Annotated in this window: 21 protein-coding genes; 10 read left to right on the top strand and 11 right to left on the bottom strand. The window is 74.4% G+C overall.

The features are described 5' to 3' along the window. The 3 genes from H1D33_RS06895 to H1D33_RS06885 are packed head-to-tail and all read left to right on the top strand — an operon-like array spanning position 1 to position 3625. Positions 1-1263, top strand: a complete 1263-nt coding sequence (locus H1D33_RS06895; protein ID WP_181568865.1) for a lysine N(6)-hydroxylase/L-ornithine N(5)-oxygenase family protein — start codon at positions 1-3, stop codon at positions 1261-1263. Next, on the top strand, positions 1260-1847 hold the full coding sequence (locus H1D33_RS06890) for a GNAT family N-acetyltransferase (RefSeq protein WP_181568866.1): 588 nt from the start codon (positions 1260-1262) through the stop codon (positions 1845-1847). The genes H1D33_RS06895 and H1D33_RS06890 overlap by 4 nt, the downstream gene beginning before the upstream one ends. Beyond that, the gene (locus H1D33_RS06885) at positions 1844-3625 is read left to right on the top strand and encodes an IucA/IucC family protein (RefSeq protein WP_181568867.1); all 1782 of its coding nucleotides are present in this window, start codon (positions 1844-1846) and stop codon (positions 3623-3625) included. The genes H1D33_RS06890 and H1D33_RS06885 overlap by 4 nt, the downstream gene beginning before the upstream one ends. A gap of 3 nt (positions 3626-3628) precedes the next feature. Here H1D33_RS06885 and H1D33_RS06880 read toward each other — a convergent pair whose 3' ends face one another. The 3 genes from H1D33_RS06880 to H1D33_RS06870 are packed head-to-tail and all read right to left on the bottom strand — an operon-like array spanning position 3629 to position 5214. Continuing rightward, the gene (locus H1D33_RS06880; RefSeq protein ID WP_181568868.1) at positions 3629-3784 is read right to left on the bottom strand and encodes a hypothetical protein; all 156 of its coding nucleotides are present in this window, start codon (positions 3782-3784) and stop codon (positions 3629-3631) included. Positions 3785-3817: 33 nt separating this feature from the next. Continuing rightward, positions 3818-4087 (bottom strand): PqqD family protein, encoded by a 270-nt coding sequence (locus H1D33_RS06875; protein ID WP_181568869.1) that lies wholly within the window; start codon positions 4085-4087, stop codon positions 3818-3820. A gap of 8 nt (positions 4088-4095) precedes the next feature. Next, on the bottom strand, positions 4096-5214 hold the full coding sequence (locus tag H1D33_RS06870; RefSeq protein ID WP_181568870.1) for an asparagine synthase-related protein: 1119 nt from the start codon (positions 5212-5214) through the stop codon (positions 4096-4098). A gap of 502 nt (positions 5215-5716) precedes the next feature. On the opposite strand from H1D33_RS06870, the gene H1D33_RS06865 reads away from it, so the two are divergent. The 4 genes from H1D33_RS06865 to H1D33_RS06850 all read left to right on the top strand — a co-directional run bounded on the left by H1D33_RS06865 (position 5717) and on the right by H1D33_RS06850 (position 9792). After that, positions 5717-6733: a helix-turn-helix transcriptional regulator gene (locus H1D33_RS06865; RefSeq protein ID WP_181568871.1), complete on the top strand. Its 1017-nt coding sequence runs from the start codon at positions 5717-5719 to the stop codon at positions 6731-6733. Continuing rightward, positions 6730-7698: a helix-turn-helix transcriptional regulator gene (locus tag H1D33_RS06860; protein ID WP_181568872.1), complete on the top strand. Its 969-nt coding sequence runs from the start codon at positions 6730-6732 to the stop codon at positions 7696-7698. The genes H1D33_RS06865 and H1D33_RS06860 overlap by 4 nt, the downstream gene beginning before the upstream one ends. A gap of 79 nt (positions 7699-7777) precedes the next feature. Further along, positions 7778-8743 (top strand): helix-turn-helix transcriptional regulator, encoded by a 966-nt coding sequence (locus H1D33_RS06855; RefSeq protein ID WP_181568873.1) that lies wholly within the window; start codon positions 7778-7780, stop codon positions 8741-8743. A gap of 83 nt (positions 8744-8826) precedes the next feature. Beyond that, positions 8827-9792, top strand: coding sequence for a helix-turn-helix transcriptional regulator (locus H1D33_RS06850; RefSeq protein ID WP_181568874.1), 966 nt, complete (start codon positions 8827-8829; stop codon positions 9790-9792). Positions 9793-9796: 4 nt separating this feature from the next. Here H1D33_RS06850 and H1D33_RS06845 read toward each other — a convergent pair whose 3' ends face one another. The 5 genes from H1D33_RS06845 to H1D33_RS06825 form a co-directional block, all read right to left on the bottom strand. Next, entirely contained in the window at positions 9797-10717 is a 921-nt protein-coding gene (locus H1D33_RS06845; RefSeq protein WP_181568875.1) for a siderophore-interacting protein, read from the bottom strand. A 19-nt stretch (positions 10718-10736) separates the two neighbouring features. After that, entirely contained in the window at positions 10737-12830 is a 2094-nt protein-coding gene (locus H1D33_RS06840; RefSeq protein WP_181568876.1) for an iron ABC transporter permease, read from the bottom strand. Between the two features lie 6 nt (positions 12831-12836). Then, positions 12837-13823 carry an ABC transporter substrate-binding protein gene (locus H1D33_RS06835; RefSeq protein ID WP_181568877.1) on the bottom strand — a complete coding sequence of 329 codons (987 nt, stop codon included), beginning with the start codon at positions 13821-13823 and terminating at the stop codon, positions 12837-12839. Positions 13824-13840: 17 nt separating this feature from the next. Then, positions 13841-14641 (bottom strand): ABC transporter ATP-binding protein, encoded by an 801-nt coding sequence (locus H1D33_RS06830; RefSeq protein WP_181572856.1) that lies wholly within the window; start codon positions 14639-14641, stop codon positions 13841-13843. 191 nt (positions 14642-14832) lie between these two features. After that, positions 14833-16452, bottom strand: a complete 1620-nt coding sequence (locus H1D33_RS06825) for a cellulose-binding domain-containing protein (RefSeq protein ID WP_181568878.1) — start codon at positions 16450-16452, stop codon at positions 14833-14835. Between the two features lie 361 nt (positions 16453-16813). Here H1D33_RS06825 and H1D33_RS06820 point away from each other — a divergent pair, with 361 nt between their 5' ends. After that, positions 16814-17647, top strand: coding sequence for a hypothetical protein (locus H1D33_RS06820; RefSeq protein ID WP_181568879.1), 834 nt, complete (start codon positions 16814-16816; stop codon positions 17645-17647). A 78-nt stretch (positions 17648-17725) separates the two neighbouring features. Here H1D33_RS06820 and H1D33_RS06815 read toward each other — a convergent pair whose 3' ends face one another. The 3 genes from H1D33_RS06815 to H1D33_RS06805 form a co-directional block, all read right to left on the bottom strand. Then, positions 17726-18196, bottom strand: a complete 471-nt coding sequence (locus H1D33_RS06815; RefSeq protein ID WP_181568880.1) for a hemerythrin domain-containing protein — start codon at positions 18194-18196, stop codon at positions 17726-17728. A gap of 180 nt (positions 18197-18376) precedes the next feature. Then, the gene (locus tag H1D33_RS06810; RefSeq protein ID WP_181568881.1) at positions 18377-19051 is read right to left on the bottom strand and encodes an ABC transporter ATP-binding protein; all 675 of its coding nucleotides are present in this window, start codon (positions 19049-19051) and stop codon (positions 18377-18379) included. Beyond that, positions 19048-20055, bottom strand: coding sequence for an ABC transporter permease (locus H1D33_RS06805; RefSeq protein WP_246411593.1), 1008 nt, complete (start codon positions 20053-20055; stop codon positions 19048-19050). The genes H1D33_RS06810 and H1D33_RS06805 overlap by 4 nt, the downstream gene beginning before the upstream one ends. A gap of 220 nt (positions 20056-20275) precedes the next feature. Between H1D33_RS06805 and H1D33_RS06800 the strand changes: the two genes are divergently transcribed. After that, a complete protein-coding gene (locus H1D33_RS06800; protein ID WP_181568883.1) occupies positions 20276-21481 on the top strand; it encodes a sensor histidine kinase in 1206 nt (401 codons plus the stop codon). Then, a complete protein-coding gene (locus H1D33_RS06795; RefSeq protein ID WP_181568884.1) occupies positions 21478-22113 on the top strand; it encodes a response regulator in 636 nt (211 codons plus the stop codon). Before H1D33_RS06800 ends, H1D33_RS06795 begins: the two co-directional genes overlap by 4 nt. The last annotated feature ends 10 nt before the right edge of the window (positions 22114-22123 follow it).

The raw sequence follows: 22123 nt of genomic DNA, 5'->3' as shown, positions 1-22123 counted from the left end.
ATGTCGGACTTCATCGCCATCGGCCTGGGCCCGTACAACCTCGGCCTGGCCTGTCTCACCGCGCCGATCGACGACCTCGACGGGCTGTTCCTGGAGGCCCGCGACGGCTTCGACTGGCATCCCGGGATGCTGCTCGAATCCACCCGGTTGCAGACGCCGTTCCTCGCCGACCTGGTCACGCTCGCGGACCCCACCTCGCCGTACTCGTTCCTCAGCTATCTGAAGGAGACCGGCCGGCTCTACCCGTTCTACATCCGGGAGAGCTTCTTCCCGCTGCGCACCGAGTACAACGCCTACTGCCGCTGGGCCGCCGGCAAGCTGCCGAACCTGCGGTTCCGGCACACCGTCACCCGGGTCGAACACGACGGCGAGCGGTACGTGGTGCACGCCGACACGCCCGACGGGCCGGTCACCCACCGGGCCCGGCGGCTGGTGCTGGGCACCGGCACCCCGCCGTACCTGCCGCCGGCCTGCCAGGGACTGGGCGGCGACCTGATCCACAACTCGCGCTACCGGGAGCACCGCGACGCGCTGCGGGCCAAGCGCAGCATCACGATCGTCGGCAGCGGCCAGAGCGCCGCCGAGATCTACCACGACCTGCTCGGCGACATCGACACGTACGGCTACCAGCTCACCTGGGTCACCCGCTCGCCGCGGTTCTTCCCGCTGGAATACACCAAGCTGACGCTGGAGATGACCTCACCGGACTACGTGGACTACTTCCACGCGCTGCCCGAGGCGACCCGCTACCGGTTGGAGGCCGCGCAGAAGCCGCTGTTCAAGGGCATCAACGCCGACCTGATCAACGACATCTACGACGCGCTCTATGCCCGGAGCCTGCACGGGCCGACGCCAACCCGGCTGCTGACCAACACCGAACTGGTCGACGCCGAACACGTCGACGGCCGCTACCGGCTCGGGCTGCGCCACACCGAGCAGGAGCGCGAGTTCACCCTGGACACCGAGGGCCTGATCCTGGCCACCGGCTACCGCCACCGGGTGCCGGAGTTCCTGACGCCGGTGCGCGACCGGCTGCGCTTCGACGCGCACGGCCGCCTGGACGTGGCCCGCAACTACAGCGTCGACCGCACCGGCCGGGGCGTGTTCCTGCAGAACGGCGGCACGCACACACACAGCATCACCTCGCCCGACCTGGGCATGGGCCCGTACCGCAACTCGTGGATCATCCGGGAGCTGACCGGCCGCGAGCACTACCCGATCGAGAAGTCGATCGCGTTCCAGCAGTTCGGGGCGCTCTCGTGAATGAGTTCATCCGGGACGACGAGCGGCTCGGCGAGTTCACGCTGCGACCGCTCGACCCGGACGCCGACGCGCCGCTGCTGCACCGCTGGGTCACCCACCCGAAGGCGGCGTTCTGGCTGATGGCCGACGTCGACGTGGCGGGCGTCGCCGAGGAGTACCGGCGGATCGCCGCCCACCCGCACCACGACGCGTACCTCGGCTCCTGGCTCGGCCGGCCGGCGTTCCTGGCCGAACGCTACGACCCGGCCCGGGTGGAGCTGGTCGACCTGTACGACCCGGCGCCCGGCGACGTCGGCATGCACTTCCTCTGCGCGCCCACCGACACCCCCGTGCACGGCTTCACCCGGGCGGTCATCACGACGGTGCTGGCCTGGCTCTTCGCCGACCCGGCGACCCGCCGGGTGGTGGTGGAGCCGGACGTGCGTAACACCGCCGTGCACGCGCTCAACGCCGCCGCCGGGTTCACCGTGCTCGGCGAGATCCGCAAGCCGGAGAAAGACGCGCTGCTCAGCGCCTGCACCCGCGAGCAGTTCCGGGCCGCCACCGGGCGCCCGACCGCCACCGAAGGAGAGGCCCAGCCGTGAACCCGGACGCATCCGTCGCCCACCTGCACCCCGAGGCATGGGCGACCGCCAACCGGCTGCTGGTGCGCAAGGCGCTCGCCGAGTTCGCCCACGAGCGCCTGCTCACGCCCGAGCCGACCGGCCCGGGCCGCTGGCTGGTGCGCGGCGACGACGCCACGGTGGAGTACCGGTTCGCCGCCGAGGTGCTCGCGCTCGACCACTGGCACGTGGACGCCGCAAGCATCACCCGGCACCGCGACGGCACCGAGCTGCCGCTCGACGCGGTCGACCTGTGCCTGGAGCTGCGCGACGCGCTCGGCCTCACCGACGCGGTCCTGCCGGTCTACCTGGAGGAGATCACCTCCACGCTCGCGGGCACCGCGTACAAGCTGGGCCGGCCGGCGGTCACCGCCGCCGAGCTGGCCGCCGCCGACTTCCAGGCCGTCGAGAGCGGCATGACCGAGGGCCACCCGTGTTTCGTGGCCAACAACGGCCGGCTCGGCTTCGGCGCGCACGACTACCACCGGTACGCCCCGGAGACCGCCGCCGGAGTCCGGCTGCTCTGGCTCGCCGCGCACCGCGACCACACCACGTTCACCTGCGCCGCCGACCTGGACTACGACACGCTGGTCCGCGCCGAGTTGGGCGCGGACACACTGGACCGGTTCACCACCACGCTCACCGGGCTCGGCCTCGACCCGGCCGACTACCTGCTCGTCCCGGTGCACCCGTGGCAGTGGTGGCACCGGCTCGCGGTCACGTTCGCCGGCGAGGTGGCCCGGCGGCGGCTGGTCTGCCTCGGCGAGGGGCCGGACACCTACCGGGCGCAGCAGTCCATCCGCACGTTCCTCAACGTCACCGACCCGGCGAAGCACTACGTCAAGACCGCGCTGTCGGTGCTGAACATGGGCTTCCTGCGCGGGCTGTCCGCGGCGTACATGGAGGCGACGCCGGCGATCAACGACTGGCTGGCCGGGCTGGTCGACGCCGACCCGGTGTTCGCCCGCGCCGGGCTGACCGTCCTGCGGGAGCGGGCCGCGATCGGCTACCGGCACCGGCAGTACGAGGCGGCGACCGACCGGCACTCCCCGTACCGCAAGATGCTTGCGGCGCTCTGGCGGGAGAGCCCGGTCCCCGGGCTCGCGCCCGGGCGGCGGTTGGCCACCATGGCCGCGCTGCTGCACCTGGACCGCGACGGCCGACCGCTGGCCGGCGCGCTGGTCGCGGAGTCCGGGCTGGCCCCGGCGCGCTGGCTGCGCCGTTACCTCGACGCCTACCTGGTGCCGCTGCTGCACAGCCTGTACGCCTACGACCTGGCGTTCATGCCGCACGGCGAGAACGTGATCCTGGTGCTGGACGGCGGCGTGGTGGAGCGCGTGGTGTTCAAGGACATCGCCGAGGAGATCGTGGTGATGGACCCGGACGCCGACCTGCCGGAGCCGGTCCGCCGGGTCCGGGCGGCCGTCGGTGAGGACGAGAAAATCCTGGCCATCTTCACCGACGTGTTCGACTGCTTCCTGCGGCACCTGAGCGCCGCCCTGCACACGACAGGCGTGCTCGACCAGGACGACTTCTGGCGCACGGTCGCCGAGTGCGTCACCGGCTACGCCGCGACCGTGCCGCACCTGGCCGAACGGATGCGCCGGCACGACCTGTTCGCGCCGGAGTTCGCGCTGTCCTGCCTCAACCGGCTGCAACTGCGGAACAACCGGCAGATGGTGGACCTGACCGACCCGTCCGCCGCGCTCCAGTTCGCCGGCACCCTGGCCAACCCGATCGCCCGCTTCGCACCGGCCTGACGATCAGTCCGGGTCCTCGACGTCGGGCCGGGCGTCGGACTCCGCGCGGGCGTCGGCCGCACCCTGGGTCAGCTCGGTCAGCGTGCCGAGCCGGCGCAACCACGGCGGCCGGTAGCCCTCGGGGACCTCGTCCGACGCCGGCACGGGCAGGTCGCTCATGACAGCTCCTCCAACTCGTTCGTGGGTACGGGGTCAGACGTGTTCCACCAGATCGGCCGCCTCCAGGTCGGCCAGGAAGGAACGCACGTCGGCGGCGGCCCGGTCCTGCCCCACCGGCGCGCGGCGGGCGAGCACGTCGCTCAACTGGTCGGCGGTGGCGCCCGCCACCAGGTACGGCCACAGCGCCGTGGCCCAGCGATCCAGCGCGAAGTAGACCGACTGACCGACGTCCAACAACACCGTCTCGTCACCGTTCGTTCGCCAGGCAACGCGATCGCCGCGCACCCGGTACACGATGGACATGTCGCTGTTCACCTCGGTGCCTCCAGATCGGGTCGTCCCGGCACGGCCGACAGCCCGGCCAGCCACACCTGCTGCACCAGCGCCGCCGTGCCCGCGCCGATCGGCCACGTCGACCACACCCGGCGCAGCGCCCGCACGTCGACCAGCGAGTCGTCGACCCCGCTGCCGTCCCAGTCGCGCACCAGCTCCCGGGTGGCCGACCGGAGGAACACCTCGTCGAGGGTCGCCGCCCGGCGGGGTGCGGTGATCACCGGCGGCAGCGCGGCGTCGGCGATCACCGCCAGCAGTTCGCCGCGCGACGGTGACCGCAGCCGCCCGTGCCGCGCGGCCAGGGCAGCGGCGAACCCGTCCCCGGCCAACGGCGACACGGCCAGCACGTCGTGGTCGGCGGCCACGGCGGCCAGGCCGAGCCGAGCCAGCGTCAGGTCCCGGCGGCTCAGGTGCCAGGCGATCCGCCGGGCCAGTCGGTGCGGCTCGGCGCGCTGCTCGGCGCGGACCGCGCGGTGCGCCCGCCGGGCCGCCTCCGGCCGCAACCAGGGGAACGGGTCCGGCGGCCGGCGTCGCCGGCCGAGGCGGTCCCGGAGCGACGCGGGCCGCCGGCGCCAGCCGGCGAGGATCTGGTCCCCGCCGATGCCGGTCAGCAGCGCGCCGCCCCGGGCCAGCTCCACGATCGGCAGGTGCAGGTGCTGGCTCGGCGGGTGGAGCAGGCCGTAGCGGGTCAGCAACCGGCGGGCGACCGGCCCGACCAGATCGAGGTCGTCGCCGGCCTGGAGGATCTGCCACTGCCCGGCCAGGTCCAGCTCAGCGATGATCTTCGCCTGCCAGGACGTCGCGTACGCCCGGGGCGCGTCGGTGAACCGCCAGGTCATCGGCACCGGATCGGGCAGTCCCTCCCGCCGCGCCACCCGGGCGGCGATCGCCAGCACCAGGGACGAGTCGAGCCCGCCGGAGAAGCTGACCAGGCAGGGCGGCCGGCGCAACGCCGGCAGCACCGCGCGCTCCAGGGCGACGAGCGGGGGCGGCGCCGGACCGGACCGCCCGGCCGGCCGGGGGCCGACCGGGTCCAGACCCAGCACGACGCCGTACGCCACGTCGCGGTCGGTGGGACGCGGAATGAGGTCGGTCACGGCTGGGCACTCCTCTGCGTCGGGCGAACCACAGCGCGCATTCGACGGCCGGGACGGCGGGCCCGGGACCGGCCGACCGGGGTCGGCATCGTCGCCTGACTCCGGTCGGCCGGCCGTATCCACCGAGCCAGGGACGGCGGCTCGGACAGGGCAGACGTTAGGGCCGGGGAGGAGCGCCGCCCCGGAACGCGGAAGAGTCGGGTAGCCGACAATTCGACCCGCGGCGACGCGCAACCAGAAAGACACTCTTCCGAAGAAGGTCGACCGCGACGACCCTCGGCCCGCGTGGCGGGCAACCGTGTTGTTACCGGTCGATGAACGGCACAGACCGCGCACCCCGGCACTGTCATTCGCGAAGCGACCAGCCCGTTGCGGAAAGCGGATCGGCTGTTCCGCTCGGCGTGTCGCGCTCGTCGCGACATCTCCGGACTACCGTTGCCGACCGGCACGTAGCCCGTTCAATCTGGCGGACGACCCGGATCGGCTCACCGAGAGGTGACACATGAGCGTGCAGTGGACGGACCGTGCCGTCACGCGACGACCCGCGACCCGTCACGTCATCGAGACGGACGACCCCGAACGCGCCCACCACCTCATCGCGCGCACGTACGGGGATCACCGGGCCCGTATCTCCGGACGCCGCGACCAGTTCCGTTACCGGCGCAGTTCCGTCGTCGCGGACGATCTGGAGATCCACGAGACCCGGTACACGCTGCGCCTGCGTACCGATACGCAGCCCTATTCCGGCTTCGCCGCCGTGACCGTGAGGCAGGGCCGCTACGGTTTCCTCAACCGGCAGGAGGAGCTGTATCTCGGCCCGAACGCGACCGGTCGCTTCCCCGACGCGGCCTCGACCCTCCTCGCCGAGGACGTGTCCGCCTCCGTGGTCCGGCTGCCGATGCCCCGGATCGCGGAGGTCGCCGCCACCCGTACCGGCCTGCCCACCGCGGAATTCCGGTTCACCGCGCTGGCGCCGCTCTCCCCCACGCTGACCGTGCTGTGGCAGTCGACGGCGGCGTTCCTGCGGCGCCATCTGGCCGACGACACCGTGGCGGACAGCACGCTGGTCCGCGCCGAACTGATGAACCTGGCTGCCGCCACCGCCGTGTCGGTGTTCCCCAACAGCACCATGACCCAGCCCTACCTGCCCGGGCCGCCGGGCCTGCGCCCCGCCTTGGTACGCCGGGCCGCCGACTACATCGAGGCGCACGCCGGGCAACCACTGACCGTCGCGCGCATCGCCGCGGCCTGCGAGGTCGGCCCACGCGCCTTGCAGGTGGCGTTCCAGCGGCACCACGGGCAGAGCCCGATGGCGTTCCTGCGCACGGTCCGGCTGCATCGGGCGCACCGGGACCTGGCGCAGTCCCACCCGGGGCAGACCGTCGCGGAGACGGCCCGCCGGTGGGGCTGGGCGCACGCCGGGCGGTTCGCCCGGGCATACCGCGACACGTACGGCTGTCACCCCGGCGACACGCTGCGCGGGGCGGGAGCGGTGGTGCCGCCGGAGCGGAATCCGTGACCGACTCCCCACCGGTCTGGCGAACCGAACTGTCCACCAGGGACCCCGACGTCGCCCGCGAGGCCATTGCCGGGGTGTGCGGCGAGCACCGGCCGCGTTTCCGCGGCAACCGGCGCGACTTCCGCTTCGCCATGCGTGTCGTGCGAGCCGGCCCGCTCGCGGTGCACCGGGCCGCCCACACCATGGATGCGTGGACGGAGTCCGGTCCGCACTCCAACTTCATGGCCGTGCACCTGGTCCGTGGCCGGTTCCGGTTCGTCGACCGGGAGCGGGAGTTGCTGGTGCCGGCCGGCGGCGTCGGCCGCTACCCGCTTCGCCGGTCGGTGCTGCACTGGGTGGACGTGGTCGGCACCGTCATCCAGGTGCCGCTGGAGCAGGTGGCCCGGACCGCGGACCGCCAGGTCGAGGCCCCACCGCACGGCTTCCGCTTCCTCGGCCTGGCGCCGGTCTCACCGGCGATGTCCGACGCCTGGGCGCACCTGTCCACATTCCTGCACCGGCTGTCCGTCCTGCCCGACGCCGGCCTCGACCAGCCGCTGATGCGGGCGTCCCTGACCGACCTCATCGCGTCCACCGCGCTCGCGGTCTTTCCCAACACCACGATGACCGCCTCGTACGTGCCGGAGCCCCGCCGGGTGGCGCCGTCGGTGGTCCGCCGCGCGCAGGCCTACCTGGAGGAGCACGCGGCCGAACCGATCACCGTGGCGCAGGTCGCCGCCGCCTGCGGCGTCGGGCCACGCGGGCTGCAGGCGGCCTTCCAACGGCACCTCGGCCACAGCCCGCTGGCCTACCTGCGCCAGGTCCGCCTCGCCCGCGCCCACCGCGACCTCGTCGCGGTCGACCCGGCCCGCGGCGCGACGGTCGCCGGAATCGCCCGCCGCTGGGGCTGGAGCAGCCCCGGCCGCTTCGCGGTCGCCTATCGGGAAGCCTACGGCGAGCATCCCAGCGAAACGCTACGAAAGTGACCGGGCAACGAGTCCGCCGGCGACGCGCCGCGGATCCATCCCTCGCCGCAGGCGCCGCCACCGGACGGAAGGGCCGCCGATGACCACCGGGGCAGACATCGTGCCGGTGGTCAGACACGAGCTGGTCACCCGCGAACCGGATGTCGCATGTCAGGCCATCCTCGCGTTGACCGGGCATCAGGCGATCCTCGGCAGCCCTCGCCACGACTTCCGTTTCGCGCTCCGGACCACGCAGGCCGGCCCGCTCGGTCTCGACCGGATGGCGCACCTGATGGAGGCCCGCTCGCAGACCGGGCCGTACGCCGACTTCATGGCCGTACACGTGGTGCGGGGTCGGCTCGGGCTCGCCTCCGGACAGGCAGATGTGCGGACGCCACCGGGCAGCGTCCGCACCTCCGCGCCCACCCCGTCGTGGGTGTCCTGGACCGACCTGAGCGGCATGGTCGTCCGGCTACCGATCGAGCGGGTGGCGCTGGTCGCGGCCGTTCGAGCGGAACCCGCTCCGCCGACCTTCCGATTCCTGGGGCCCACGCCGGTCTCGCCCGCGATGGTTCAGGCCTGGGTACGGCTGTCGTCGTTCCTGCACGGGCTGTCCGACGACGCACTGGGGCAGCCGCTGGTGCAGGCGTCCCTGGTCGACCTGGCGGCGACCACCGCGCTCGCGGTGTTCCCGAACACCACCATGACGGCCGGCTACCTGCCACAGCCGAGCCGCGTAGCACCGGCCGTGGTGCGCCGCGCCCGGGCGTACCTCGACGAGCACGCCGCCGAGCCGGTGACCGTGGCCCAGGTCGCCGCCGCCTGCGGCGTCGGGGCACGCGCGTTGCAGGCCGCGTTCCAGCGGCACGTCGGCCAGAGCCCGCTGACCTATCTGCGCCAGGTCCGGCTCGCCCGCGCCCACCGCGACCTGACCGCCGCCGACCCGGCCGAGGGTGCGACGGTGGCCGCCGTCGCCCGCCGTTGGGGCTGGGCGAACCCCGGCCGCTTCGCCGCCGCCTACCGCGAGGAGTACGGCCGGCAGCCCAGCGAGACCCTGTGGGACTGACCGCACAGCGGGTCCGTCGGTGACGTCCCCCTCGTCCGATCCTGTCGGAGCAGGTCCCCGACCGGACGGAGAGACAGTCCATGATGAGCGGAGCGAACGCCACGGCGACGCGGCGACATGAACTGAGCACCCGGGAGCCCGACGTCGCCCACCACGCCATCGCCGAGGCGTACGCCGAACACCGGCCGCGTTTCGCCGGTTCGCGACGTGATTTCCGCTTCCTGTTGCGCACCGTGCAGGCCGGGCCGCTCGGCCTGGACCGGATCGTGCACTCGATGGACGCTCAGGCGCGCACCGGGCCGTACCCCGATTTCATGACCGTGCACGTGCTGCGCGGCCGGTTCCGGTTCCGCGACGGTGACGAGGAGTTACTGGCGCCGGCCGGGACCGTCGCCCGCTACCCCACCCGCCCGTCGGTGCTGGGCTGGACCGACGTGGTCGGCACCATGATCCGGCTGCCGCACGCGCAGGTGGCGACGGTCGCCGCCGCCCGGACGGGGATCCCTGAACGCGACTTCCGGTTCCTGGGCCTGGCGCCGGTGTCGGCCGGCATGGCGCGGGGCTGGGCACGGCTGTCGGTGTTCCTGCACCGCACGGGCGACGACGGCCTCGACCAACCGCTGGTGCGGGCGTCCCTGATCGGTCTGGTGGCGACTACCGCGCTCGCGGTCTTCCCCAACACCACCATGACCGCCGCCTACGTGCCGCAGCCGAGGCAGGTCGCGTCGGCCGTGGTCCGCCGCGCCCAGGCCTACCTGCACGAGCGCGCCGCTGAGCCGATCACCGTGCCCCAGGTCGCCACCGCCTGCGGCGTAGGGCCACGCGGTCTGCAGGCCGCGTTCCAGCGACACGTCGGCCAGAGTCCACTCGCCTACCTGCGTCGGGTGCGGCTGGACCGGGCGCACCGGGACCTGCTGGCCGCCGAACCGGGCGGGGCCGACACGGTCGCCCGCATCGCCCTCCGCTGGGGCTGGGCGAGCCCCGGCCGCTTCGCCGCCGCCTACCGCGAGACGTACGGCCGGTCGCCCGGCGAGACGCTGCGGGAGTGACCGGTCAGCACTCGGCCCGGCCGGCGCGCCAGTAGCCCATGAACGCCACGGCCCTCCGGTCGAGCCCACGGTCGGTGACCAGGTGCCGGCGCAGTCCCCGGATCATCCCCGCCTCGCCGGCCAGCCAGGCGTAGAGCGCCGCGCCGTCGGGCCGCTCCGGCACCTCCCAGAGGATCTCCCGGTCGACGTCCACGTCGGCCGGCGGCGGGCCGGCCGGCGGCGCCCCAGCCGGCGGCTCCACCGGGGCGGGCAGCAGCCGGGCGGCGAGCGCCGTCACGGCCGGGGTGAGACGGGCGCCGTGCGGGGCGCCGGCCCGGGGCAGCCAGGTCACGGTGACCCCGGCCGGCACCCGGCACGGCAGCACGTCGCCCGCCTCCGGGACCTCCACCAGGGCGTGGCCGTGCGCGTCGGCCGGCAACCGGTCCAGGATCGCGCAGATCGCCGGCGCGGCGGTCTCGTCGCCGGCCAGCAGCAGCGTCGCACCGGCGGGCGGCCGGAACTCGACGCCGCCGTGCTCGCCGGGCCAGCCGGCGTCCGGGCCGACCAGCGCCAGCCGGTCACCGGGGCGGGCCCGCCGCGCCCAGCGGGTCGCCGGGCCGCCGTCGCCGTGCAACGCCAGGTCCACGTCCACCTCGCACGCCTCGGGGCGGGCCGCCCGGACCGTGTAGGTGCGGATCGGGTTGCGCCGGTCCGCCGGCAGCACCCGCCAGCGCTGGTACCAGTCCGGCCCGTCGGGCAACTCCACCGGCACCCCGTCGGCGACCGGCAACGCCACCTTGATCCGCTGGTCGTACCCGTTGTCGGCGAACCGGTCCAGGTCCGCGCCGGTGAACGTCACCCGTAGGAACGACGGGCCGAGCCGGCGCAACGCGCGCACCTCGACGGTGAAGACGCGCCACGGCGCGAGGGCCACGGTACTGGTCATGTGACGTCTCCTTTCGATGTCATCGGTGGGCGGCGCGGGAGCGCCACAGCAGCCAGACGAAGTAGGGAGTGCCGATCAGCGCGGTGACCAGGCCGGCCGGGACCTGCGCGGGCGCGATGACGGTGCGCCCGAGCGTGTCGGCGAGGCTGACCAGGGTGGCGCCGAGCAGCACCGCGACCGGCAGCACGCGGGTGTGCCGGCCGCCGACCAGCGCCCGCGCCGCGTGCGGCGCGACCAGGCCGACGAAGCCGATCACGCCGACCGCCGACACGGCGGTGGCGGTGAGCAGCGCCGCCAGGCCGAGCGCGACCAACCGGGCGCGCTCCAACCGCACCCCGAGCACCCGGGGCGTGTCGTCGTCCAACGCCAGCAGGTCCAACTCCCGGCGGACCGCGGCGACCGCCGGAACGGCGACCAGCAGCGCCAGCGCCACCGGCAGCACCTGTTCGGCGGTACGCCCGTAGGTGGAGCCGGACAGCCAGGTCAGGGCCTTGCCGGTGTTCCACGGGTCGGACGAGACGACGATGAACGTGATCACCGCCGCGCCGCCCTGCCAGACCGCGAAGCCGATCAGCACGAGCCGGTCGGAGTTGAGCCCGCGACGTCGGGCCAGGCCGTAGACCAGCGTGAACGCGACGACCGCGCCGAGCCCGGCGGCGCCGGAGAGCGCGAGCACACCGGCCGTCGGGGCGAACGTCAGCAGCGAGACCGCGCCGATCCCGGCGCCGCCGGTGATGCCGAGGATGCCCGGCTCGGCGAGGGGGTTGCGGCACACCGCCTGCACGGTGGTGCCGGCCAGCGCGAGCGCCGCGCCGGCCAGCGCCGCCGCCGCGACGCGCGGCCAGCGGGTGTCCAGCACGAAGGTGTACGCCGGCCCGGTGTTCCCCCGCACCCAGTTGACCACGTCGCCGAGCAGCACCATGGTGTCCCCGGCCAGCATGCCGAGCACCACCGCTGCCACGCACGCCACCGCGCAGGCGGCGACCACGGCGGTGTGGAACGCGCCGGAGCGTACGGCCGCGTGGCCGCCCGGCGGCTGCCGGGTGGGACCGGCGTCGCGGTGCCGGCGGGCCAGCCAGACCAGCAGCACCGCGCCGAAGAGCGTGGTGACCACGCCGGTCGGCACGTCCACGCCGGCCTGACCGCCGAGCACGGCCCGCAGCAGCACGTCGGAGCCGAGCACGATCACCACACCGACCATGCCGGACAGCGGCAGCAGCACCCGGTGCCGGTGGACCTCGGGCACCCAGCGGCCGAGCAGCCGGACGATGACCGGCGCGGCGAGGCCGACGAAGCCGATCGGCCCGGCCAGGGTGACCGCGGCGGCGGAGAGCAGCACCGCGAGCAGCACCACGGACAGCCGGGTCCGGCGCACGTCGAGCCCCAGCACGGTGGCGGTGTCGTCGCCGAGGGCGAGCAGGTCCAGCCGGCGCCCGAGCGCGACGAGCACCAGCGCGGCGACCGCGACCACCGGGGCGAGTTGGGTGAACGCCACCAGGTCGCCCTGCACGAGCGAGCCGTTGCCCCAGGCGAACAGCCCGATGGTGGCCTGTTCGAAGAGCAGCAGGAGCAGCATGGTGAGCGAGGCGAGCGCCATCGCGGTGGCCGAGCCGGCCAGGATCAGCCGGGTGGTCGCGGCCTGGCCGCCGGTCGACAGCAGCATCACCAGGCCGGCCGCGACGAGCCCGCCGCAGAACGCGAGCCCGCCCGCGGGCAACGCGGGCAGCGCGATGCCGAACGCGGCGGTGGACACGATCGCCAGGTGCGCGCCGGCGTTGACGGCGAGCGTGTCCGGCGAGGCGAGCGGGTTGCGGGTGGTCGACTGCAGGGCGGCGCCGGCGAAGCCGAGCGCGACACCGACGGCCAGCCCGGTGAGCAGGCGCGGCAGCCGGGAGGCCACCAGCACCCGGGCGGTCTCGTCGTCGGCGCCGGTGAGCAGCCGGAGCAGGTCCGCCGCCCCGACCGTCGAGGTGCCCTGGGTGAGGTGCACCGCGGTGATCGCCGTGAGCAGCACGGCGGCGAGCAGGAACGCGCCGGCGACCCGGCGACGGGTGGGGGGTGGCCCGACCGGGGCCGGCCGGGTGGCCGGCTCCGGTCGAACGGTGGTGATCATCGGAGGTCAGGCGGTGTAGACGGCGACGAGCTGGTCGACGTACTGCTTCGCGGAGAGGGTGCCGCCGAACGTCCAGATGCCGTTTGGCATCTTGTGCAGCTTGTTCTGCTGCACGAACGGCAGCGACCGCCAGATCGCGTTGCCGGCGAGACCGTCGGCGAAGACGTCCTGCCCGTCCGAGGCGTTGTAGAAGAAGTGCAGGTCCTGACCCTTGAGGACGGTCATCCCCTCGACGTCGGTCTGGCCCAGGCCCCACATCGCGTCGGTCTTGCCGGTCCAGGCGTTCTTCAGGCCGAGCGAGATGCCGAGCTGGGAGACGAGCGCGCCCTGGCCGAACATCCGGATCGAGACGGTGCTGCCCTCCTTCCAGCCGTCGGCGAAGGCGAACTGCCGGCCCGCGGCGCCCGCGTCGGCGATCTTCTTGCGGCCGTCGGCGAGCGCGGCGTCGAAGTCGGCGAGCAGCTTCTCCGCCTGCGCGGTGCGCCCGGTCGCGGTGGCGATCATGGTGAGGTCGGACCGCATCCGGCCGAGGTTGTCGCTCGCGTCGCTGCCCTTGGTGACCAGCACCGGCACGTACTTCTCCAACTGGGCGACGATGGCCGCGCCGCGCTCGGCCTCCATCACCACCAGGTCCGGCTGGAGCGCCACGACGGCGTCGACGCTCGGCTCGCCCCGGGTGCCCACGTCCTTGACGCCCGGGTCGAGCGGCGCGGCGGTGACCCAGGTGGCGTACCCCTTGGGGTCGGCCACGCCGACCGGCATCACGCCGAGGCCGACGAGCATCTCGACCTCGCCCCACTCCAGGCCGACGACCTTGGCGGCCGGGTTCTTCAGGGTGATCGCCTTGCCGCGGCTGTCGGTGACGGTGACCGGGCCGGTGACGGCGGCGCCGGAGGTGGACGGGGCGGCGGCGGGCGCCTCGGTGGTGCCGCAGCCGGCGACCAGCAGCGCGGTCGCGGCGGCGACCAGCAGGGTGATTCGGGTACGCAACATCGGTTTCTCTTCTGTAGTCAGGACTTGTGGTGTTTGCCCACGGGGCGGGTGGAGAGCAGGCCGGTGACCGGGTCGACGGTCACCTCGACCCGGATGCCGTACGCCTCGGTGAGCGCCGCCTCGGTGAGCACCTCGCGCGGCGTGCCGGTGCCGCGCACCCGCCCGCCGTGCAGGAGCACGACCTCGTCGGCGACGGCGGCGGCCTGGTTGAGGTCGTGCAGCACCACGCCGACGGCGACGCCGGCGGTGTCGGCGAGTTCCCGGACCAGGTCGAGGATCTCCACCTGGTAGCGCAGGTCGAGGAACGTGGTGGGCTCGTCCAGCAGCAGCACCGCGGTGTCCTGGGCCAGGCAGGTGGCCAGCCAGACCCGTTGCAGCTCGCCGCCGGACAGCTCGTCGACCGGCCGGGCCGCCATGGCGTCGACGCCGGTCACCGCCATGGCCCGGTCGATCGCCGCCGGCCCGTCCGGGTCGCCGGCCCGCCACCGCTGCCGGTACGGGTGCCGGCCGTAGCCGACCACGTCTCGGACGGTGACCCCGCTCGGGGTGGGGCGGCTCTGCGCCAGCAGGGTGACCCGGCGGGCGAAGTCGCGGGCGGACAGCGTCCGGGCCGGGGTGCCGTCGGCGAGCACGATCTCGCCGTGCTCCAGCGGGTGCAGGCGGGCCAGCCCGCGCAGCAGCGTCGACTTGCCGCTGCCGTTCGGGCCGACCAGGGCGGTCACCGCCGCCGGTCGCAGCGCGATGTCGGCGTCGTGCACCACCGTGGTCCCGTGGTAGCCCAGCCGCAGCACACTGCCCCGCAGGCCGTCGGCCCGCACCGTTCCGCTCGTCACAAAGGTTAGGCTAACCTAACCCCCAATCACCCTGTCAACCCGCCGCTGCTTTTCAACGTCACCTCTCGCGCGCCCGCCGACCACCGGCGCCGATCTTGCGGTTGCGGCCCTCGACTCGTACGTCTTGGTCGAGTTTGTCGGGGCAGCAACTGCAAGATCGGCGGGGTGGGCGGGGGTTACAGGGAGACCACGCGGCCGGCCAGGGTGACGGTCAGGCGGCCGTCGGCGGCGAAGGACCAGCCCAGGGCACCCGCGTAGGTGGCGCAGCGGGAGCCGTTGGCGCCGGACCAGAACTGGTTCGAGGCGTCGACGTTGCCGACCGTCTTGTCGTTCGAGCCGCTGCCGCTGCGGCAGGACGTGTTGCCGCGGAAGACCGAGGTGCCGGCGTCGAACGAGAAGTTGCGCTCGGTGTTGTCGATGCTCAGGTTGTTGGAGATCGTCATCGTGCCGGGGTTCCGGTTGTAGGTGAAGCCGTGCTTGCCGTTGCGGTAGGCGATGGTGCGCCGGACGGTGTGGTTGACCGCGATGTCCTCGCCGCCGAGCTTGAAGCCGTTGCGGTCGCCGTTGGTGTTCTGGGTGCCGTTGCTCAGCGTGCCGTTGTTGTACGACAGGGAGTCCTCGATGGTCACCGCGCCGATCGCGCCGGTGTCGGTCTTCGTGTAGAGGTCCCAGCCGTCGTCGATGTTGTGGTGCGACACGGCGTACCGGAAGACGTTGCCGCCGCCGACGGTGAGCTTGGCGGCGAACCCGTCGGCGTCCTCGCCGTCGGAGTCGGCGTTGTCGTGCGACTCGACGCTGACCATGAGGTTGTTGGCGGGCCACTGGTCCCGCGGGGTGCTGGACGAGATCCGGGACAGTTGCAGGCCGGAGTCGCGGTTGAACCGGGTCACCGTCCGCTCGATGACGTTGTTGCTGCCGCCGACGAAGATGCCGTTGTCCCCGGCGCGCTCGACCACGATCCCCCGCACGTGCCACCAGGACGCGTTCAGCGCGAGCCCGCGGTTGGCCGGGTCCTCGCCCATCGCGGAGAAGTTGAGGATCGGCGTCTCGCCCGGGTACGCGTACAGGTTCTTGCGGGCGCTCGAGGTGCCGTCGTTGCCGGCGGCGACGGTGACCGTCTGGGCCAGGTTGTAGGTGCCGCCACGCAGGTAGACGGTTCCGCCCGCGCCGACCCGGGTGATCGCCGCGGCGACCGTGGTGGGGTTCGCCTGGGTGCCGGCCGCGCCCGCGGTTCCGTTCGGCGCGGCGTACACCGCTCCGCCGGTCGGCGGCGGGGTCGTCGGCGGCGCGGCGGTGGGGGCCGGCGTGGTGGGGGCCGGGGTCGTCGGGCCCGGCGGTGGGGTGCTGGTCGCCCCCGGGTCGGTGGGGATCGCGCCGCCGGTGCAGGCGACGCCGTTGACCGCGAACGACGTCGGCTTCGGGTTGCTGGCGCCGTTCCAGCCGCCGTTGAAGCCGAACGAGGTGGTGGCGTTGGTGCCGAGACTGCCGTTGTAGCTGACGTTGGCGGCCCGGACCGACGCGCCGGACTGGGTGATGTCGGCGCCCCAGGCCTGGCTGACGGTCTGCCCGGCGGCGAAGGACCAGGTGACGGCCCAGCCGTTGAGCGGGTCACCGAGGTTGGTGAGGTTGACGTTGGCGGTGAAGCCGCCGGACCACTGCGCGGTGACCGCGTAGTCGATCCGGCAGCCGGCGGCCGCCTGGGCGGCGGTCGCGCCGATGGCGAGGCCGGAGGCGACGAGCGTCCCCGCCGCGGCGGCGGACGTCCACAACGCCGTACGGCGCCGTCGGTTGATCATGGGGGTTCTCCTGCGGGTGGTGTGGTTCGGCGCCACGCCGGCACCGGCACCGATGCCCGGTCGGTGCCGTCGGCGGGCCTTCCTGCCCCGGACGTCCGTGCTCGACGGACCCGTCGCGTCTCCCGCGAAGAAAGCGCTTTCACTCGCAGGCTACTGACGTACCTCGATCCGGTCAATCGGATCACCGGAGGCTGAACGATCCGACGCCCGCACCCGTATCCATGCCTGACAGGGAGATCGTCCGGAGCCGCGATGCCGGCGCGGGCACGAGAGGCGATCCCCGCGTCTCACTTCGCACCGCGGAGCGGCGGCGCGGCACCGATGCCGCACCGGCCCTCCAGGTCGACCAAAGGAGAGGTGCATGGCCAGGGGTACGCGCAACAACGCGGTCCTGAAACTCGGCGGGGTGGGCGCCCTCGCGGCGCTGCTGCTCGCCGGCGGGCTGCAACTGGCGTCCGCCGACACCAACGGCGGCGGGGCCGCCTCGGCCGCGCAGACCGTGAACTGCCCGACCGTACGCGACAAGCTGCCCGCGGTGCCGGCGGCCGCGAACGCCGAGGTGGAGCGGGAACTGGCCAACCTGGACCGGGAGATCGCCCGGCAGAACGAGCGGCTGGCCCGGCAGGCCGTGAAGCCCGAGGGCGGGGCGAACTTCGTCAACAACGCCATCCTCGGACCACTGAAGGCCAAGCGCACCGCCGCGCTGGACCGGATCGAGATCGCCTTCAACCGGATCGGCGCGCAACGGCCGAACCTGGACGCGCTGGCCGGCTGCGGGCTCAACGCGGCCGGCGTACCGAGCGCCGTCAACGGCGGCGCCGCCCAGGGCGGGGCCACCGGCGGCGCGCAGAACGGCGGCGCACAAAACGGCGGGGCGCAGAACGGCGGGGCGGCGGTCGGGCAGGCCCGGACCGTGAACTGCCCCGGCGTGCAACTCCCCGCCGTCCCGGCGGCGGCCGCCGGTCAGGTGCAGGCCGAACTGGCCAACCTGGACAAGCAGATCGCCGAGGCGAACGCCCGCCTGGCCCGGCTCGCGGTCCGGCCCGAGGGCGGACCGGCCTTCATCGACAACGCGATCCTCGGGCCGCTGAAGAGCAAGCGAGGCGCCGCGCTGGACCGGATCGAGATCGCCTTCAACCGGGTCGGCGCGCAGCGGCCGAACCTGGACGCGCTGGCCGCCTGCGGGCTGAACTGAGCGTAAGGCGGGGCCCCTGCTTAACGCCTGGGCGATAGGAAGGGGCCCCGCCTAACAACGCCGGGTCACGGCCGGCGCTCACAGGGGACCGAGCACCGCGGTCGGATCCGCGTCCAGCGCCAGCGTCTCCAGCACGACGAGCAGTTGGCGCTCCTCGTACCGGAAGTGCGACTCCATGATCGCGGCCACGCCCTCCAGGTGCCGGGTCAGCTCCGCCGGCGGGGCGTCCCGGGCCACCGCGGCGGCCAGCCCGGACAGCAGGTGCCCGATCATCGAGTGGTCCTGCCGCAGGCGGCGCAGGGTGTCCCGCAGCTCCGGATGCCGCTCGGCGATGACCGGGAAGAGCTCCCGGTCCTCCCCCTCGTGGTGCGCGGTCAACGCGGCACAGAACCCGTGACAGAACAACAACAGGTCGCGGGTGGCCGACCCGGCCGGCCCACCCTCGGCCAGCGCCTCCCTGGTCACCCGTAGCGCCTCGCGCAGTCGCTCGTGCACACCGCGCAACTCTCGACTCCAGGCCACCAGCCTGGTCTGCTCGCCGTCACGCATCGGGTGACGGCGAAGGGACGACGATGGTCATCGTCGCGCTCCCTCCGGTCCGGCGCCTCCATGCCTGACACGGTCTGCCACCGGCACGCGACGCTGCCCCGACCCTACCGTGCCGCGCCGGCGGCCCTCGAGCGGAGGGCGCCGGGCCGTCGAGGTGGTGCCGACGGGTGGAGGTGCCGCTCAGGCCACCTCGTGCAGGCGGCCGTCGCGCATCTCCACTGTGCGGTCGGCGGCGGCGAGGTGGTCGCGGTCGTGGGTGACCAGCACCGTGGCGGTGCCCCGCTCGCGGGTGAGCCGGCCGATCAGGTCGATGACGGCGGCGCCCCGCTCGTGGTCGAGCGCGCTGGTCGGCTCGTCGACCAGCAGGACGCCCGGGTCGTTCATCAGCGCGCGGGCGATGGTGACCCGTTGGCGCTGGCCGCCGGAGAGCTGGTGCGGCCGCCGGCCGGCCTGGGCGGCGAGTCCGACCGCGTCGAGCAGCTCCCGCGCCCGGTCCCGGGCCCCGGCCGGCGACCGGCCGTCCAGGGTGGCCATCACCTGGAGCTGCTCGACGGCGGTCAGCGACGGCAGCAGGTGGGGTTGCTGGAAGACGATGCCGATCGCGCGCCGGCGCAGGGCGGCCAGCGCGCCGCGGCCCTTGCCGGCGGTGGCGACGCCGTCGACGTCGACCGTGCCGGCGTCCGGGGTGACGAGCGTGGCGGCGACCGCGAGCAGGCTGGACTTGCCCGAGCCGGACGGCCCGACGACGGCGGTCAGGTGGCCCCTGGCGACCGAGAGCGACACGCGGTCGAGCGCGGTCAGCCGGGTGTCGCCGTCCGGGTAGGTGAGCGTGACGTCGGTCAGGTCGAGGCTCATCGGGCGCTCCCCAGGGCGGTCAGCGGGTCGACGGCGGTGATGCGGCGCACGGACAGGGCGGCGCCGAGCATGCCGAGCAGGATCGTCACCGCGGCCGGTACGGCGACGGTGGCGGGCGTCAGCACGAACGGCACGTCGGAGCCGGACACGAGCGCGCCGAGTCCGGCGGCCAGGCCGGTGCCGAGCGCGGTCCCGCCCACCAGCAGGACGCCGGCCTGCCCGAGCGCGTCGGTGAGCAGGGTGGCGGTGGAGGCGCCGAGGGCCTTCAGGACCGCCACGTCGCCGCTGCGCTGGATCGTCCACACCGTGAAGAAGGCGCCGACGACGAGCGCGGAGATGACGAACAGGAAGCCGCGCATGAGCTGGAGCGAGCCGTTCTCCGAGCGGTAGGAGCCGATCGCGTCCAGCGAGTCGCCGGTGCGGACGGTCCTGGTGCCGGCGGCCCGGTCGGCGGCGGCCACGTCCACCCCGGCGCGGGTGCGCAGCGCGATCACGGTGGCGGTGTCCGCGCCGGCGTCGGCGGTCCGCCGCCACGAGTCGAGGCTGGTCCACACCACCGGGGTGTGGCTGAACGAGGCGTCGCCGCGCACCGCCGCCACGGTCAACTCCCGGCCGGCCACGGTGAGGCGGTCGCCGGCGCGCAGGCCCAGGTCGCCGGCGGCCGGGGTGGACAGCACCACCGTGCCGTCGTCGAGGTCGCCGGGGGCGAGGCGGGAGCCGGCCCGGACGCCGAACACGGTGACGGCGGCGCTGCGGCCGGCGGCGGTGACCCGGGTGGTGCCGATGCCGAGCGGCTCGGCGGCGGTGACGCCCGGTGTGTCGGCCCACCGCTGCCACTGCCGTCCGGTGACGGTCGAGTCGGCGTACGACGGCTGCGGGCCGCCGAAGGCGATCCGGTCGGCGGGCAGGCCGGTGATCGCGGAGGTGTTCTGCCGGCCGAGCCCGGCGGCCAGGCCGGACAGCAGGCCGACCAGCAGGGTGATCAGCACGATGACGGTTCCCATCAGGGCGAAGCGCCCCTTGGCGAACCTGAGGTCTCTCCAGGCGACGAACACGGGTGGGCTGGTCCTTTCCGACGGCGGGACGGTCGCTCCCACGGTCGTCGCCGACCCGGGGGTGGGGCATCCAGCGGCGGACGGCTCTTTCCGGGCGGAACGGCGGCACCCCGGTTACACCTTTCGACAGAGGCCGGCCGACCTGCGGCTCCTCTAGGCTGGACGGGCCGTGACCACCACCGTTCCCGCCCTGACGCCCACCGCCCGCGTGCTCGCCCGGTGCCTGCACCTGCTCGTGGGCGTGCTCTTCGCCCTCGCCGGCCTGCGGGCCGTCGTCACCGGGCGACCGCACGCGACGGCGGTCGCCGTGGTCGCGGCGGCGGGCCTGCTGACGTACGCGGCCGGAGCGTTCCTGCCAGCCGTCCGCCGCTCCCGGCGGGCCGCCGGGTGGTGGCTGGCGGCGGTCGGGGTGGGGTGGCTGGCGCTGATCGCGCTGAGTGTGGACGGGCTGTGGCTCGCCTTCCCGCTCTATCTCCTCCAGTTGCACCTGCTGCCCCGGCGCGCCGGGGCGGTCGCGGTCGCGGTCACCGCCGCGGTGGCGGTGGTCGCCTTCGCCGGGCACCGGGGCGGGCCGAGCGCGGCGGGCACCATCGGGCCGGTGCTCGGCGCGGCGGTCGCGGTGGCCGTGGTCCGCGGCTACCAGGCGCTCCACCGGGAGAGCGAGCGCCGCCGACGGCTGATCGAGGAGCTGACCGCGACCCGCGCCGACCTGGCCCGGGCGCAGCACGAGGCCGGGGTGGCGGCGGAGCGCGAGCGGCTGGCCGCCGAGATCCACGACACGCTGGCGCAGGGCCTGACCAGCATCCAGTTGCTGCTGCGCGCCGCCGGCCGGGTGCTGCCGGACCGGCCGGACACCGCCGCCCGCCACGTCGAGCAGGCCCGGCAGGCCGCCGCGGACAACCTCGCCGAGGCGCGGCGCTTCGTCGCCGCGCTCAGCCCGCCGGCGCTCGACGACACCACGCTGGCCGGGGCGCTGGAGCGGCTGTGCGCCACCACCGGCGCCCGGCACCGGCTCGCCGCCCGGTTCGCGGTCACCGGGGTCCCGGTCCCGCTGCCGACCGCGTACGAGGTCGCGCTGCTGCGGGTCGCCCAGGCGGCCCTGGCGAACACCGTGCGCCACGCCGGGGCCAGCACGGTCGAGGTGACGCTCGGCTACCGCGCCGACGGGGTCACGCTGGACGTCGCCGACGACGGCGGCGGTTTCGACCCCGAGCGGCTGCCCGACCCCGGGCCGGAGGGCGGCGGCTTCGGCCTGGCGGCCATGCGGGCGCGTACCCGGGCGCTGGGCGGCGGACTGACCGTGACCGCCGCGCCCGGCCGCGGCGCGACCGTGTCGGCCCGGCTCCCCCGCACCCCGCCGGGCGGGCGTCCATGACCGGCGCGCCGATCCGGCTGCTGCTCGCCGACGACCACCCGGTCGTCCGGGCCGGGCTGCGGGCCGTGCTGGAGACCGAGCCGGGCCTGGTCGTGGTGGCCGAGGCGGCCACCGCCGAGGCGGCGGTGGCCCGCGCCGCCGCCGGGGACGTCGACGTGGTGCTGATGGACCTGCGGTTCGGCGCCGGCCTGACCGGGGTCGAGGCGACCGCCGCGATCACCGCCCGGCCGGGCGCGCCCCGGGTGCTGATCGTCACCACCTACGACAGCGACGCGGACACGCTGCCGGCGATCGAGGCCGGCGCGAGCGGCTACCTGCTCAAGGACGCCTCGCCGGACGAGTTGGCCGCGGCCGTGCGGACCGCCGCCGCCGGCCGGACCGCGCTCGCGCCGGCGGTCGCCGACCGGCTGGTGAACCGGCTGCGCACCCCGGACACCGCGCTGACCCGGCGGGAGACCGAGGTTCTCCGGCTGGTCGCCGACGGGTTGTCCAACCAGGCCGTCGGCCGCCGCCTGCACCTGACCGAGGGCACGGTCAAGTCGCACCTGTCGCGCATCTACACCAAGCTGCGGGTGGACTCCCGCACCGCGGCGGTCGCCGCCGCCGTCGACCTCGGCATCATCCGCCGTTGACCGGTCGCCG

The organism is Micromonospora ferruginea (assembly GCF_013694245.2).
Lineage (GTDB): Bacteria > Actinomycetota > Actinomycetes > Mycobacteriales > Micromonosporaceae > Micromonospora > Micromonospora robiginosa.
Note: the sequence above shows the minus strand (reverse complement) of the source record. Positions and strands in the feature narration are given on the sequence as shown.